We start from the raw sequence: 13,890 nt of genomic DNA on the forward strand, positions 1-13,890 counted from the left end.
CGTGCCTTGCTCACGGGAAGCGAGCCACGAACTCGCTGATGGCCTCGCCAACCACACGCATCTTGGCGTCGCAGGCTGGATCACTGACCATCGGGACGATGTCAAGGATCGCGGCCAGTCTGTCGAGCATGGCCGGGAACTCGGCCTCCGTCTCCGACCCCAAGAACCGCGTGTGGAAGAACCACCCGTAGACCCCGCACGTCACGGTCCAAGGAGCCGACCCGCAGTCCCGCTCCAGGGTGGCCCGCGCCCCGGCATCGTGCTCCTCGTCGCGGACGATGACGCCACCCTCGGAGCCAGGCTGGCCGAGCGTCGCCCCATTGTCGAACGGCCGCCACACTCCAAAGCCCTCCGCTGCCGAACGATGAAGCTCACCGGCCCGGCCGCGACACCAGTGTGTGGGACGGACACCCGGGGAGCAACGGGAAACAGATCAGATGGCCGGGTCCGGTGCAGCGCCGGGTTCGGCGTCTGGGGCACTGGATGCCTCGACAACCGCCACCGCACGCGGGGCTACTTCTTCGGAGTCACGTCTTCGATGTCTTGCGACTTTTCTCGATCCAGCGGGAGACGGACGATCTCTTTGGCGTCGAAATCGAGCTTCTTGAGGTCAAGCTGCCGCACCCGGCGGTTGTGCATCGTGTGGTATTGCATCACCAGGTTCTTGGTGTCGTAAGCCGTCGTCCAAATCGTCGAACTGCGCATGCCCTTCTGATTCGATTCTCCCGACCCTTCGGCCGAGGCCCCGACCGACAGGTTGAAGTTGTCGAGGATGCGGAAGATCTCGTACATCGTTTCCTTGCCGTCGTCCGTCTCCCGTGCGGTGCCAGAATAGGAGGCCACGCGGAGGAAACGCGAGGGCGACGAGAGGTCACCAGGCAGACCAAAAAGCCGGTTCCCGCCACCGAACTTCAACCCCTTCAAGTCTTCGACTTTGCGTTTTGGGAGCGGCGTGTCCAAGTTGGTGTAGTTCAGCAGGTTCTCGACGTGCCAGTTGTAGTTCGGGCCGTTCGTGATCACGCCGAGCTTTGTATCATGGATGGTCGTGACACCTTTGGTGAATTCGAGGACGAACGCCTTCCCGCTGCTATCGGTGATCATCAAGTGCACTGGTGGGACGCTGCCAATCTCCTTGACCACGCTGCCGACGACCGTCACGTCCGCCAGAGCCTTGCGAGCCTCGTCAGTCGTCGCACAGGTGGTGAGCAGGAAGGGGCAGACAGCGAGGACGTCCAACGATTTTGCCGCCTTCGCCGGGTCATACTTCGGGTATTCCGCGAACCCTTCATGGTAGAACAGGTTGACGGACAAGCCCTTCTCGTTCATGCCGTCGACGAGGTAATTCTTCTCGACCGCGTCGATCCCGACGGCCCCGTATTTCGTTTTCCACGCCAGCCCCTTTTTGCCGTCGGGGGTCGGGCTTTGAAGGTCGAACCCCCTTGGGATGATGACCACCCGTGAGCGGAGGTCGAAGGTGCCCCACTCCATCGTTCGCCCGAACACCACCGCCCCGTCCTTGGCCTTAAGAGTTAGCCCCGTACAGGCTTCGAGTCGTTGCCCCACAAGAACGAGGAACGTCAGCCCGAGGACGAGAAACCCGAGGGGCTTGGAAAGACGTTTCATCTGATGTGCTCCATTTGGAAAGGAAAATCGCTGATTGATGATAGGCGAGAAAGAAGGCTCCCGCGCATCTGTTCCGCCCTCCGCGGCCGAACAAGATAGTTAGTCTGCGCTGCTGCGCAGACTATCCATCGTGGACACCCGAACAGTTTAGCCCGGTATCCGGTCGCGCAACCTCACTCCCGCCAACCGCTTCCGGCTACCGAACCGTACCGGGCCTGCGCAGCCTATCCCGTAACCGGGACCCTGCGCACGCACCTCACCCGAGCTTGTCCGCCGGGCTCGTCACCCCCCGCCCGCCCCGGTCCCGCACGTGCGTGTAGATCATTGTCGTCTCCACGTGCTCGTGCCCCAGCAGCTCCTGCACCGTTCGGATGTCCGATTGGCCTCCAGTCGGCCGGGCAACGAGGCGGGAAAGGCCGTCCCGCGGTCCTGAAAGCCGGTCGTGCCTTGGGGTGGTGGGGCAGCCATACCGGCTACCGGAACCAACGGCCGGCGGGGCGCCGGCCCCACCACCCGGAGACACGACCGGGTTACGACCCGCACGTCGCTCCGACACTCTTTTGTGGCATGGACTCAATTCGTACCTCGACCCCCCGGGGGGGGTCGAGGCACACAATGCCCGCGGGGCGAACGTCGGCTCAGCGGAGGAACGCCACCACCTCCTCGTCCAGCCGCGCCAGCACGCCGGCCGTCTCGCGCAAACCCGCCAGCTCCTGCGGGCTCCCCTCCAGCCCGCGGGCCAGCTCCTCCACCTTCGCCGGCACCCCCGCCAGCAGCCGACCCAGCCGCCGCAGCGCGTGCTTGTCGCCGTTCGCCTTCAGCACGTCCACCGCGGTGCGGACGCGCGGCAGGCTCTCCTTCAGGTCCGCCGCCGTCGCCGCCTTCGGCCACGTGCCCGTCAGGTACTCGCGGGCCTTGGCGTGCTCGTCCGACTTCGGCTTCCACTCCTCGGCGAGCCGGTCGCGGCGGCCCTTGATCTCCGGGTCGGCGCCGATGGTCGTGAGGAGCTGGTCGTAGGTGGCCAGCGCCTCGTCCACCTCGCCGCCCTCCAGCAGCCCGCGGATGCGGACGTTCGCGGCCTGCGCCTGCACCAGCCGCGGCGCCTCCTGCCGCTTGGCGATGTCGATGACCGCCTCCAGGTCCTTGACGCGCTGGTTCAGCTGGGTGTTGCTCTCGCGCAGCCCGGCCACCTGCCGCTCGACGGCCAGCAGCAGCTCCTCGGCGCCGGCCGGCGGGTTCGGCCGGCCGCGCAGCGCCTTCACCTCGTCGAGCACGGCCAGCCCCGACGCCTCGGCGCTGGCGACCGCGCCGCGGGCCTGGGTCAGTGCCTCGTCGTTGCGGCCGCCCTTGATGAGGGCGCTGATGTTGCCGAACGCCAGGTTCTGGGCGAGGCGGGCGTCGGAGGCGCGGCCGGCGACGGCGAGCACGGCGCGCTCGTAGGCGGCCTTCTCCTCGTCCTTGGCGTCGATGGCGAACGGCAGGCCGACTGGGTCGGGGCCGAACACGGGGACGGGGAAGCGCGCCTCGCGGGTGGCGCCCAGCGCCACGGTCACGCACGCCAGGCCGTTCAACGCGCCGGCCGACTTGTAGACGCCGTCCACGGGGTTGAAGAAGTCGCGCGGGTCCACGGGGCCGGGGAGGAAGCCGCGGTCGCTGGCGCGGACGGTCGCCGCCCGCGACGGCGGGTCCTTGCTGGCGTCCGCCGACGGGTTCACGAGCCGCACCGCCACGGGCGACCGCACGGTGGCGAGCTTGAGGCAGCGGTAGCCGGCGGCGCCCGGGGGGAAGGGCGTCTTGAACGGGCTGAACACGGCGCAGGTGGCGACGCCGTCCTTGGCCACGCCGGTGACGCGGAGGTACGTGTGGTCGCGCGGCACGGCCGACAGCGCCGGCGGGGCGACGGTGCCGGGGGCCACGTCGATGAGCTTGCCGGTGGCGGTGCGCTTCTGGGTCGGGGCGGCGCGGCTCGACTGCGTGACGCGCGACACGGCGAACACGTCGTCCTTCTGCACCAGCTTGTCGAGCGGGCCGGCGGTGCCGGCGCGGATGCGGACCTTCACCACGTCGGCGTTCCCCTCCACCGGCTCGACGGTGCCGGCGGGGCCGAAGTCGCGGCCGACGAGGAGCCCGGCGGCGCGGCCGACGAGTTCCGGGGCGCGGACGCTCTGCCGCCGCACGGGCGGGGCGGCGAGGCCGCTGAACCCGTCGTACAGGCGGGCTTCCAGGTGGTACGCGCCGTCGCGGACGTCCACCCGCAGCACGCTGGTGGTGACGCCGCTCAGGTCGCGCGGGGTGTCGAGGGCGGCGAGCCCCTTGGATTCGGCCTGGAGCCAGAGCGGGTCCCACTGGTCGCGCGGCAGGGCGGCCAGGTCCGGCACTTCGACGGTGGCGACGGGGTGGGCGGCGGCGGGGAGGGCGGCCATCAGGTCGCGGCGGAGGCGGTCGCGGAACGCGGGCGTGAGGAGCGGGTGCGGCGCCGTGAGGACGACGACGCGCCAGACGCCGGGTGCGGTCGGCTCGGCGTCGAGCGGCTGGGCCGGCGCGGGGGCGGAAGCCACGACCACGGCGACAACGAGCGCGAGGGGAACGAGCCGCGACATGGGTACGCCTCGGGGGTGAGGCGCATTGTACCAGCCGGCGTGGTGAAGGGGGTGAAGGGGTGAAGGGGTGAAGGGGTGAAGGGGTGAAGGGGTGAAGGGGTGAAGGGGTGAAGGGGTGAAGGGGTGAAGGGGTGAAGGGGTGAAGGGGTGAAGGGGTGAAGGGGTGAAGGGGTGAAGGGGTGAAGGGGTGAAGGGGTGAAGGGGTGAGCGAGGCGGGGGTTGTCACCCCTTCGCCCGCTCACCCCTTCACCCCTTCATCGGCAGAAAAGAACCCGCCCCGGGTGAGGGGCCCGGGGCGGGGGTCCGGCCGGGGGAACGGATCCCCGGCCGGCCTGGTTTGTTGCTACGGCTTAGTTGCAGCAGCCGGCGGCGGCCCCGGAGGCGGCGGCGGAGCCGCACCCGGTGTCGCAGGCGGGAGCGCACTCGTTCTTGTGGCACAGCTTGCCCTTCAGGCTGCCCAGGCGGCTCTTCAGCCGGTCCAGGAGGCTGGCCTTGCAGGGGTCGCCGCAGCCGGCGTCGCAGGTCGGGCCGCAGGCGGCGGTGTGGCAGGCCGGGGCGGCGGGGGCGCAGGCCACCTCACGCTCGACCACGGTCGGCACCATCTTGCAGACCTTGACCTTCTCCTGCACGCACACGTTCTTGCACACCTGGCGGGTGGCCTGGTACGCCACGCACTTCTTGACGTTCACCGTGCAGGTGACCGCCTCGCAGTACGGGACGCACTTGGTCACGGTGCAGGGCACCTGGACGCACTTCGTGACGCACTCGTACACGGTGCACGGCTTCTGGACCTGCACGCACTCGTAGGTGCAGACCTGCTTCTGGACCTGGCGGCACTCGTAGGTGCACACCGTCTTGCACACCGGCACGCACTCCGTCACCTTCTTGCACACCGTCACCGGGCAGCAGACGGTCTCGCAGACCCGCTGCTTCTTGCACACGACCTTGGTCTTCGGGCACGGGTCGCAGGCCGGGGCACAGGCGGCCGGGGCGCACGGGTCGGCGCACTCGTCCGGCTTGTGGCAGAGGCGGCCGAGGAGCCCGCCGCCGCTGTTCCCGCGGCCGCCGCCGATGCGGCTGCCGATGCCGGTGCCGAGGAGCCCGCCCTTGTCCTCGACCACCTCCTGGACGTCCACCCACCGGGTGACCGTCTTCGTCTGCATCTCCGTCACCTGGACCGTCTTGGTCCGGTTCTCCATCACCGTGACCTGCTTGGTCACCGGCACCCGCTCCGTCACGGTGACGGTCTTCGTGACCGGCACCCGCTCCGTCACGGTCACGTTCTTGGTGACCGGGACGCGCTCGGTGACGGTCTTGTTGACCATCGTCGTCTCGGTGACGTTCTTGTACTTGGTCACGTTCTTCGTGACCGTCTCCGGCACGCACTCCCACTTGTGGGCGGTGTACGTCTCGGTGACCATGGTGGGCTTCATCACCGACACCGTCTCCTCCACCCAGGTGGGGACGTATTCGGTGACCTTGACCTTCTGCGTGGCGACCGGGGCGGCCGGGGCCGCGCACGGGTCGCAGCAGGCGCTGCTGGCCTTGCTGCGGCCGCCGAAGGCCGAGGCGTCGCCGGCGGCGAGGCCGACGAGGCCGAGACAAGCGGCGGTCAGCAGACACGCCTTGATCCGACGAATGCTCATGGGTTCCCTCACTGTTCCGATCCGGCACCCCCGCCCACCGCCGCTGCGACCTATCCGTTCGTCGCGGCCCTGCGGCGGTCGGTCCCGAGGTGCTTACCGGGATCATTCCCGCGCCGGGCGGGGTTGGGAAATGGATCGGGGCGCGCGGGCTGGAAAACGCGCCCCGGTTGCGCCCCGTTGCGCCGGTCGGCGCGGGCCCGCGCCGTGCGCGGGTTACGCCCGAAGGTGAGGCCGGGTGCGTTGTGCGGGTCGAAGACGGGCCGAGTCTGACGGTTGGGCCGCGCGCCGGGGAAACGACTGAAGTTTGGGACGGGTTCGCGCCTTGCGCGCGGCGAAAACGTGGTCACGGGCGGCGAATGACCAGTTCCCACTGACCCACCAATGACCACGGGCGGAGTGCGGCTCTTCCCGTGGTCATTGGTGGGTCAGTGGGAACTGGTCATTCCCCGGGTCATTCCCGGGGTCATTCCTCCCCGGCCCCGCGGAACATCCCGATGTAGCTGTGGTACCGGCGCTCGCTCAGCTGCCGGCGCGCCACGGCGGCCTTCACGGCGCAGCCCGTCTCGTGGGTGTGGGTGCAGTCCGGGAACGCGCACCCCGGCACGAACGGCCGGAACTCGGGGAAGTAGCCCTCCACCTCCTCGGGGCTCGTGTCCCACAGCGCCAGCGTGCGGACGCCGGGCGTGTCCACCACCCACCCGCCGGCGTCGAGGCGGATCAGCTGCGCGTACGTCGTGGTGTGGCGGCCCTTCTCGTTCACCTCGCTCACCGACTTCACCTTCAGCGCCAGCCCCGGCTGCACCGAATTAAGGAGCGACGACTTGCCGACGCCGCTCTGGCCGGAGAACACGGTGGCCCGCCCGCGCAACAGCTCCCGCAGCCGGCCGACGCCGAGCCCGGTGGCGGCGCTGGTGAGGATGGTGGGAATGCCCAGCTGCGAGTAGAAGCCGACGAGCGGCTGCAGCGCCACGGGGTCGGCCAGGTCGGCCTTGTTGAGGAGCAGCACGGGGGCGAGCCCGCCCTTCTGCGCCGCCGCGAGGTACCGGTCGATCAGGTGCGGCTTCAGGTCGGGCAGCACGAGCGAGATGACGATGGCCAGCTGATCGACGTTGGCGACGAGGACGTGCTCGCGCCGCCGGCTGGCGCGGGTGAGGACGCCGCGCCGCGGCTCGACGCGCTCGATCATGCCTTCGGGGGTCGGTTGGAATTTGGAGGTTGGAATTTGGGCGGCGCCGGGGTCGGCGTCGGGGGAGGGCGCTTCTTCACCCACGTCGGCGGTCAACGGTTCAGCTGCCGCCGCGCGAGGAGCCCCCCCAATTTCAACCTCCGAATTACTAACGACCGGGCGAAACCACACCACGTCGCCGGTGGTCACCACGCTCCGCTCGTCCACGCTGAGCGACTTCAGCAGCCGGCGGACGGCGCAGCGGAAGACGCGGCCGTCGTCGGCCTCCACGACCGACGCCAGCCCGTGGACGCGCAGCACCCGCCCGCGCACGCACGCCGCGTCGGCCGCCGGCATCCCGTCGGCGGCGGTGTCGACGGTGAGGGTGCGCTTGCGCGACAGGTCGCCCTTGGCGCGGACGCGCTCGCCGCCGGCGGCGTCGCCGGTGGCGGCGGCGTCGGCCTTGAACGCGCGGGTGATGTCGTTCTCGCGCGGCGGCTTCGCCCGGTTCTTCCGCAGGTCGACGCGCACCTTCTTCTTGCCGCTTCCCATCCGGGTAGTGTAGCCGCTCGCGGCGGTTGCTTGACACGCTCCCACCCCCCGCCGACACTACACCCCGTCCCCTCCCCCCCAGGACCGCCGCCATGTCCCGCCGCTGGCTCGCCGCCGTCGCGCTCCTCGCCGCCCCGTCCGCCGCGTCCGCCCAGGCCACCGCCGTGCAAGTGGCCGACGGCGTCGAGTTCCGCGTCGGCGCCGAGGTCGTGGCGAAGTACCACACCGCCCCGACCGTGGCGAAGCCGTTCCTGTGGCCGGTGATGGCCCCCGGCGGCACGCCCGTCACCCGCGCCTGGCCGGTGCAGACGAGCGCGACGGACGCCACCACCGACCACGTCCACCAGAAGTCCGTGTGGTTCTGCCACGGCGACGTGATCCCCGAAGGGCTGGCGATCAAGACGCCGGCGGCGAACAAGGCCGACAAGGGCGTGGACTTCTGGAGCGAGGCGAAGGACAAGGACGGCCGGAAGCGCCACGGCACCATCCGCTGCACGAAGGTGACGATCCCCGACGCCAAGCCCGGCGGCCCGGTGGTCGTGGTGACGTGGAACGTGTGGCTCACGCCCGACGGCGAGAAGATCCTCGACGAGAAGCGGACGATCACGTTCCGCGACACGCCCGAGGGCCGGCTGTTCGCCTTCACCTGCGAGCTGACCGCCAACGACTACCCGATCGTGTTCGGCGACACGAAGGAGGGCTCGTTCGGCGTCCGCGTCCACGACGACCTGCGGACGGCCGACCCGAAGGGCCAACCGATCAGCGGGACGGTCACGCCGTCGGCCGGGAAGGCGGCGGCGACGGGGGCGAAAGACAACCTGCCGCTGTGGGGCAAGGTCGCCGACTGGAACGACTACAGCGGCACGGTGAACGGCAAGGCGGTGGGGCTGGCGGTGTTCGCGCACCCGGACAACCCGACGAAGTCGGCGTGGCACACCCGCGCCTACGGGCTGATGGCCGCGAACCCGTTCGGCCGCGACCACAGCGGCTTCCCGTCGCAGAAGGGGAAGAAGGACCTCGTGCGGGTTGAGAAGGGGAAGACGCTGACGTACCGCTTCGGCGCCTACGCCCACGCCGGCGACGTGAAGGCGGGGAAGGTGGCCGAGGCGTACGAAGCGTTCCGGCGGTAACACGACCCGCGGCGGCGGATCGGGTCGCCCCGGCCCGCCGCCGCAGGTCTTTTCACGTCTCGTGCGGGCGGTTTTGCCACTTGCACACCGGCGACGATCATCTACTCTGATGTGACGCTCGCGCGATTCGTAACACGCGCCGGCGGCCGCGGAGCACCCCCATGACCCGACGCCGCGCCTTCACGCTCATCGAGTTGCTGGTGGTGATCGCCATCATCGCCATCCTGATCGGGCTGCTCCTCCCGGCCGTGCAGAAGGTCCGCGAGGCGGCGGCGCGGATGAAGTGCTCCAACAACCTGAAGCAGATCGGGCTGGCGATGCACGGGTTCGAGGGCTCGCGCGGCCACTTCCCGACCGGGTACTGGCGGAAGACGTGGCCGACCGACCCGACGAACCCGAAGGGGCACTTCCGCTGGTCCGCCCTCGCCCAGCTCACGCCGTTCCTGGAGCAAACGAGCGTCTACAACGCCCTCGACCTCACGTACCCGCTCTACGGCGGCGGGGCGCTCCAGCCGCAGACGGAGCCGTTCCCGGTCAACCGGCCGGCGGTCAAGGCCGTCGTCCCGTCGTTCCTGTGCCCGTCGGACCAGTTCCGCGAGGTGAAGCCCGACCAGGGGCCGTGCAACTACGTCGCGTGCAGCGGCAGCAACGCGAACGGGGACGCGCTCGTCGGCAACGGCATCTTCTACGGCGTGAACCTGGACGTGAGCCCGAACGCCGGGGTGCGGGTCGCCGGCGTCCTCGACGGGCTGAGCAACACCGTCGCGTTCTCCGAGACGACGCTCGGCGCCGGCGGCACGGCCCCGGCCGGGGCGACCGACGTCACGCTGTTCTACAAGCAGACGACGGCCCTCTCGCCGGCCAACTGCGACGCCAGCACGACCCTGATTACCGACCGCGGGGCGCTGTGGGCGGACGGGGCGTACAACTGCACGCTTTACAACAACGTCGTCGGCCCCAACAGCCCGCAGATGGACTGCGTCCAGCACTCGAACCCGGCGTGGAAGGCGGCCCGCAGCCGGCACGTCGGCGGCGTCAACGCGCTGCTCGGCGACGGGTCGGTGCGGTTCGTCCGCGACGCGGTGCCGCTGCCGACGTGGCAGGCGCTCGGCTCGCGGAACGGCGGCGAGACGGCCGGCGACTTCTGACCCACCACCGGGGAGAGCACCATGCGGTACCTGGCAGCGTTCCTGCTCGCGGCGGCGGTGACGGCGGCGGCCGACGCCCACTTCGTGTTCGTGTACGTGGACGGCGCGGACGCCAAGCTGGTGTTCGGGCACGACGCCGCCCCCGACCCGGACCTGTTCCCCGCCCGGGCCGAGAAGACCACCCTCACCGCCCGCGACGCCGCCGGCAAAGAGACCAAGCTGACGGTCGAGAAGGGGGCCGGGAACTTCTTCCGGGCGAAGCTGCCGGCCGGGCCGGTGGTGGTGTACGGCACGACCGAGGCCGGCGTCACGCAGCGCGGCGACGCCCCGCCGATGCTGTCGTGGTACTACCCGAAGGTGATCGTCGGCGACCCGTTCGCGGCGAACCTCGGCGGGGCGAAGGCGCTGGACGTGGCCCCGGTCCGCGAGGGCGAGAAGGTCCGCTTCCGGGTACACGCCGACGGCAAGGCGGTGGCCGACGCCGAGGTCACGGTCGGCCTGTCCGGGAAGGGCGAGGACAAGGCGCAGGCGGTGAAGACCGACGCAGCCGGCCTGACCCCGGCGTTCGCCGAGCGGGGCCGCTACGTGGTGGCCGCCCGCCGGGTGGAAGCGAAGGGCGGGGAGTTCGGCGGGAAGTCGTTCGCGTCGGTCCGCCACACGGCGACACTCGTGTGCGACGTCCCCGCGCCGAGTCGCTGAGCGGTGCAAGCGGGGGGCGAGATGGGCTACTACCGCCCGCGCGGCCCGATGACCCCGCGTCGGCTGCTTTGGGCGGCCGTGGCCCTGCTGGCGATGGCCGCGGTCGTGAGCATCCGCCGGTGAGCGCTCACATCGTCCGCCCGCCATCCACCACGAGCACCTGGCCCGTGGTCAGCGTCGTGCCCGTCGCCAGGTAGATCACCGCGTCGGCGATGTCGTCGGGGTCGGCGGCGCGGCCGAGCGGCGCCTGCTCCAGGTACTTCGCCACGTGGGCCTCGCGGCCGGCCAGCCAGCGCGTCAGGATCGGGCCGGGGGCCACCGCGTTCACCCGCACGGCCGGCCCGAACGCCCGCGCCAGCGACAGCGTCACGCAGTTCAGCGCCGCCTTGCTCGCGCAGTACGGGATCGAACTCCCCTGCCCGCTGAGGCCCGCCACGCTCGTCACGTTCACGACGTTGCCGCGCCGCGCCTGCAGGTGCGGCAGCGCCGCCCGGCAGGCGTAGAACGCGCCCTTCACGTTCACCTGGAAGATGTCGTCCCACACGGCGTCCGTCAGCGCGTCGAGGTCGGCGTGCGGGATGAAGTGCGTCGTGCCGGCGTTGTTCACCAGCACGTCGAGCCCGCCGAACGTGGCGACCACGTCCGCGACCATGGCGCGGACCGCGGCGTCGTCGCCGACGCTGGCCTTGTACACCTTCACCGGCGCGCCCGCGGCGCGGACCAGCTCGGCCGTCTCGGCGGCGTCGGCCTCGGACTTCGAGTAGTTGACGGCGACTGCGAAGCCGAGCTTGGCGAAGCGCACGGCGCACGCCCGGCCAACGCCGGTGGCCGAGCCGGTGACCAGGGCGACCTTCTGCGACACGGGTGCGTCCTCCGGGGACAGGAGACAGGAGACAGGAACCAGGATACGGATATGCTTCCTGGCTCCTGGCTCCCGGTTGCGGCGTCCGCCGCCCCGTCCTACCATTCGGGCGGTCCCCGCGCCCGGAGGTTCGTCATGCGCCGCGCCGCCGTCGGTCTGCTCCTCGTGCTGTCCGCGGCCGGGTGCGACGTGCTCCGCAAGGTCGGCACGAACGCCGCGCCGACCGAGTTCCCGCAGCAGACGCTCGCCGAGGCCCGCAAGTCGTTCGTGACGAAGCTCCCCGCCGCCCGCGGCGAGAGCGACGGGCCGCCGCCGACGCCGCCGCGCGGCACGTTCAACCTCGTCCGCTACGAGTCGCCCGCCGGCAAGCTCGCCGCCTACGTCACCCCCGACCCGCGCGACGGCGCCCAGCACCCCGCCATCGTCTGGGTCACCGGCGGCGACTGCAACAGCATCGGCCCGATGTGGGGCCGCGCCGACCCGAAGAACGACCAGAGCGCCGCCCAGTACCGCGAGGCCGGCGTGGTGCTGATGGTGCCGTCGCTCCGCGGCGGCAACGACAACCCCGGCCGCCGCGAGTACTTCTTCGGCGAACTGGACGACGTGGCCGCCTGCGCCGCGTACCTCCGCACGCTGCCGTACGTGGACCCCGACCGCGTCTACCTCGGCGGCCACAGCACCGGCGGCACCGTGGCGCTGCTGACGGCCGAGTACACCGACGCGTTCCGCGCCGTCTTCTCGTTCGGCCCCGTGGACGACCCCACCGGCTACGGCGACCAGCTCGCCGGCTTCAACCAGCGCGACGCGAAGGAGGTCGAGATCCGCTCGCCGGGGAAGTGGCTCGGCTCGATCAAGTCGCCGACGTTCGTGATCGAAGGGGCCAGCCGCGGCAACGCCGCCAGCCTGGCGCGGATGAAGCAAGGCAACGGCAACCCCAGGGTGTCGTTCCTGACCGTGCGCGGGCACGACCACTTCAGCGTGCTGGCGCCGGTGAACCGCCTGCTGGCGAGGAAGATTCTCGCCGACACCGGCGCGACCTGCGACATCACCCTGACCGGGGCCGAGGCCGAGGCGGCAGGCGGGCGGTGACCGTGCGGCCTCGGCAGGGCGCGAAGGCTGGGCGGGATGGCAAAAGTTGACCGATCGTGCCGCTGCCGATGGTGAGTTTTTGTCCGACCGTACCTGATATGCGGGCGCGGCATCAATTAGAATCAGCCCAAACGTCACCCCCGGGCAGGACGCCTGCACCCCCTCGCGCTCGGAGCCGTTCGACGTGGGCCAGTCCGTTCTTCGCGCGTTCCCGGCCCCGCGGCCGCGCATGCCGGCCGCCGACCCGCCCGCCCACCGCGTCCTCATCGTGGACGACCAGCCGGACATCCGCCGCCTGTGCCGCACGGTGCTGGCGGCCGACGGGCTGGTGTGCGAAGAGGTCGGCAGCGGCCCCGCCGCCATCGCCGCCGCCGCCCGCCGCAACTACGACCTGGTGCTGCTCGACTGCGACCTGCCCGGGTGCCACGGCGAGGAGGTGCTCCGCAGCCTGCGGCACAACCCGCCGGCGCCGAACCTCAAGGTCGTCATGTTCTCCGGCACGGCGTCCGGCGACGACCTGTCGCGGAACATGCTCGCCGGCGCCGACGACTTCCTGACGAAGCCGTTCAGCACGGTGCAGCTGCGGGCGCGGGTGAAGGCGGCGCTGCGGCTGAAGGCCGCGCAGGACCGCTCCGACCGCCTCAACCGCAGCCTGCTGGCGCTGAACGCCGAGCTCGAAGGGGCCGTCGCCGTGCGCGAGGGGGAGCTGACCCACGCCCGCGGCGGGCTCGTGCTGGCGCTGGCCAAGCTGATCGAGCACCGGTCGAAGGAGACGGGCGCGCACCTGATGCGGCTGCAGCGGTACGCCCGCGTGCTGGCCGAGGCCGCGGCCGAGCTGCCGGCGTTCGCCCCGCTTATCGACCCGGTGTTCGTCCGCAACCTGGAGGACGCCGCCCCGCTGCACGACATCGGCAAGGCGGCCCTGCCCGACGGCATCCTCAACAAGCCCGGCCCGCTCACCCCCGAGGAGCGCGCCCGGATGCAGACGCACACCACGATCGGCGCCGAGACGCTGCAGGCCGTGGCCGACGAGCACCCGTTCGCGCTGGGGTTCCTGCAGACGGCCATCGACATCGCCCGCAGCCACCACGAGCGGTGGGACGGCACCGGCTACCCCGACCGGCTGTCGGCCGAGGCGATCCCGCTGGCGGCGCGCGTCCTGGCCGTGTGCGACGTGTACGACGCCCTGCGGGCGCGGCGCGTCTACAAGCCCGGGATGCCGCACGCGGACGCCGTGGCCGAGATCGTCGAGCGCTCGCCGGGGCACTTCGACCCGGCGCTGCTGACGGCGTTCCGGAGCTGCGCCGACCGGATGGACATGGTGTTCGAGGAAGTGGGAGAGTGATTCGGCCGCCGCTCGCGGCGTAGCGGTGTGT

The 13,890-nt window shown here is 71.0% G+C and carries 11 protein-coding genes and 1 pseudogene; 5 read left to right on the plus strand and 7 right to left on the minus strand.

Going from position 1 to position 13,890, the window contains the following annotated elements; translation table 11 throughout:
- Positions 1 to 10: 10 nt before the first annotated feature.
- The 6 genes and pseudogenes from ETAA1_RS31165 to rsgA all read right to left on the minus strand — a co-directional run bounded on the left by ETAA1_RS31165 (position 11) and on the right by rsgA (position 7,586).
- Complete coding sequence (locus ETAA1_RS31165) at positions 11 to 340, minus strand: hypothetical protein (protein WP_145244491.1); 330 nt, start codon at positions 338 to 340, stop codon at positions 11 to 13.
- A 173-nt stretch (positions 341 to 513) separates the two neighbouring features.
- Positions 514 to 1,623 (minus strand): linear amide C-N hydrolase, encoded by a 1,110-nt coding sequence (locus tag ETAA1_RS31170; protein ID WP_145244492.1) that lies wholly within the window; start codon positions 1,621 to 1,623, stop codon positions 514 to 516.
- A 256-nt stretch (positions 1,624 to 1,879) separates the two neighbouring features.
- Positions 1,880 to 1,999: pseudogene (locus ETAA1_RS31175) on the minus strand (tyrosine-type recombinase/integrase); the annotation flags it as partial.
- 262 nt (positions 2,000 to 2,261) lie between these two features.
- Positions 2,262 to 4,223: a tetratricopeptide repeat protein gene (locus ETAA1_RS31180; protein ID WP_145244493.1), complete on the minus strand. Its 1,962-nt coding sequence runs from the start codon at positions 4,221 to 4,223 to the stop codon at positions 2,262 to 2,264.
- A gap of 350 nt (positions 4,224 to 4,573) precedes the next feature.
- Positions 4,574 to 5,869, minus strand: a complete 1,296-nt coding sequence (locus tag ETAA1_RS31185) for a hypothetical protein (RefSeq protein ID WP_145244494.1) — start codon at positions 5,867 to 5,869, stop codon at positions 4,574 to 4,576.
- A gap of 463 nt (positions 5,870 to 6,332) precedes the next feature.
- The gene (gene rsgA / locus ETAA1_RS31190; protein ID WP_145244495.1) at positions 6,333 to 7,586 is read right to left on the minus strand and encodes a ribosome small subunit-dependent GTPase A; all 1,254 of its coding nucleotides are present in this window, start codon (positions 7,584 to 7,586) and stop codon (positions 6,333 to 6,335) included.
- A 92-nt stretch (positions 7,587 to 7,678) separates the two neighbouring features.
- On the opposite strand from rsgA, the gene ETAA1_RS32605 reads away from it, so the two are divergent.
- The 3 genes from ETAA1_RS32605 (at position 7,679) to ETAA1_RS31205 (ending at position 10,563) form a co-directional block, all read left to right on the plus strand.
- On the plus strand, positions 7,679 to 8,716 hold the full coding sequence (locus ETAA1_RS32605; RefSeq protein WP_202920546.1) for a DUF6807 domain-containing protein: 1,038 nt from the start codon (positions 7,679 to 7,681) through the stop codon (positions 8,714 to 8,716).
- Between the two features lie 161 nt (positions 8,717 to 8,877).
- Positions 8,878 to 9,864 (plus strand): DUF1559 domain-containing protein, encoded by a 987-nt coding sequence (locus ETAA1_RS31200; RefSeq protein ID WP_145244496.1) that lies wholly within the window; start codon positions 8,878 to 8,880, stop codon positions 9,862 to 9,864.
- A gap of 21 nt (positions 9,865 to 9,885) precedes the next feature.
- Positions 9,886 to 10,563, plus strand: coding sequence for a DUF4198 domain-containing protein (locus tag ETAA1_RS31205; RefSeq protein WP_145244497.1), 678 nt, complete (start codon positions 9,886 to 9,888; stop codon positions 10,561 to 10,563).
- 127 nt (positions 10,564 to 10,690) lie between these two features.
- Here the strand turns inward: ETAA1_RS31205 and ETAA1_RS31210 are convergent, their stop codons facing one another.
- Positions 10,691 to 11,425: an SDR family NAD(P)-dependent oxidoreductase gene (locus ETAA1_RS31210; RefSeq protein WP_238389334.1), complete on the minus strand. Its 735-nt coding sequence runs from the start codon at positions 11,423 to 11,425 to the stop codon at positions 10,691 to 10,693.
- A 135-nt stretch (positions 11,426 to 11,560) separates the two neighbouring features.
- Here ETAA1_RS31210 and ETAA1_RS31215 point away from each other — a divergent pair, with 135 nt between their 5' ends.
- Both ETAA1_RS31215 and ETAA1_RS31220 read left to right on the plus strand, forming a co-directional pair.
- Complete coding sequence (locus ETAA1_RS31215; RefSeq protein ID WP_202920547.1) at positions 11,561 to 12,514, plus strand: alpha/beta hydrolase family protein; 954 nt, start codon at positions 11,561 to 11,563, stop codon at positions 12,512 to 12,514.
- A 184-nt stretch (positions 12,515 to 12,698) separates the two neighbouring features.
- Positions 12,699 to 13,859 carry an HD domain-containing phosphohydrolase gene (locus ETAA1_RS31220; protein ID WP_145244499.1) on the plus strand — a complete coding sequence of 387 codons (1,161 nt, stop codon included), beginning with the start codon at positions 12,699 to 12,701 and terminating at the stop codon, positions 13,857 to 13,859.
- Positions 13,860 to 13,890 lie beyond the last annotated feature (31 nt).

The sequence above is a fragment of the Urbifossiella limnaea genome, from assembly GCF_007747215.1.
In the GTDB taxonomy this organism is placed as follows: domain Bacteria; phylum Planctomycetota; class Planctomycetia; order Gemmatales; family Gemmataceae; genus Urbifossiella; species Urbifossiella limnaea.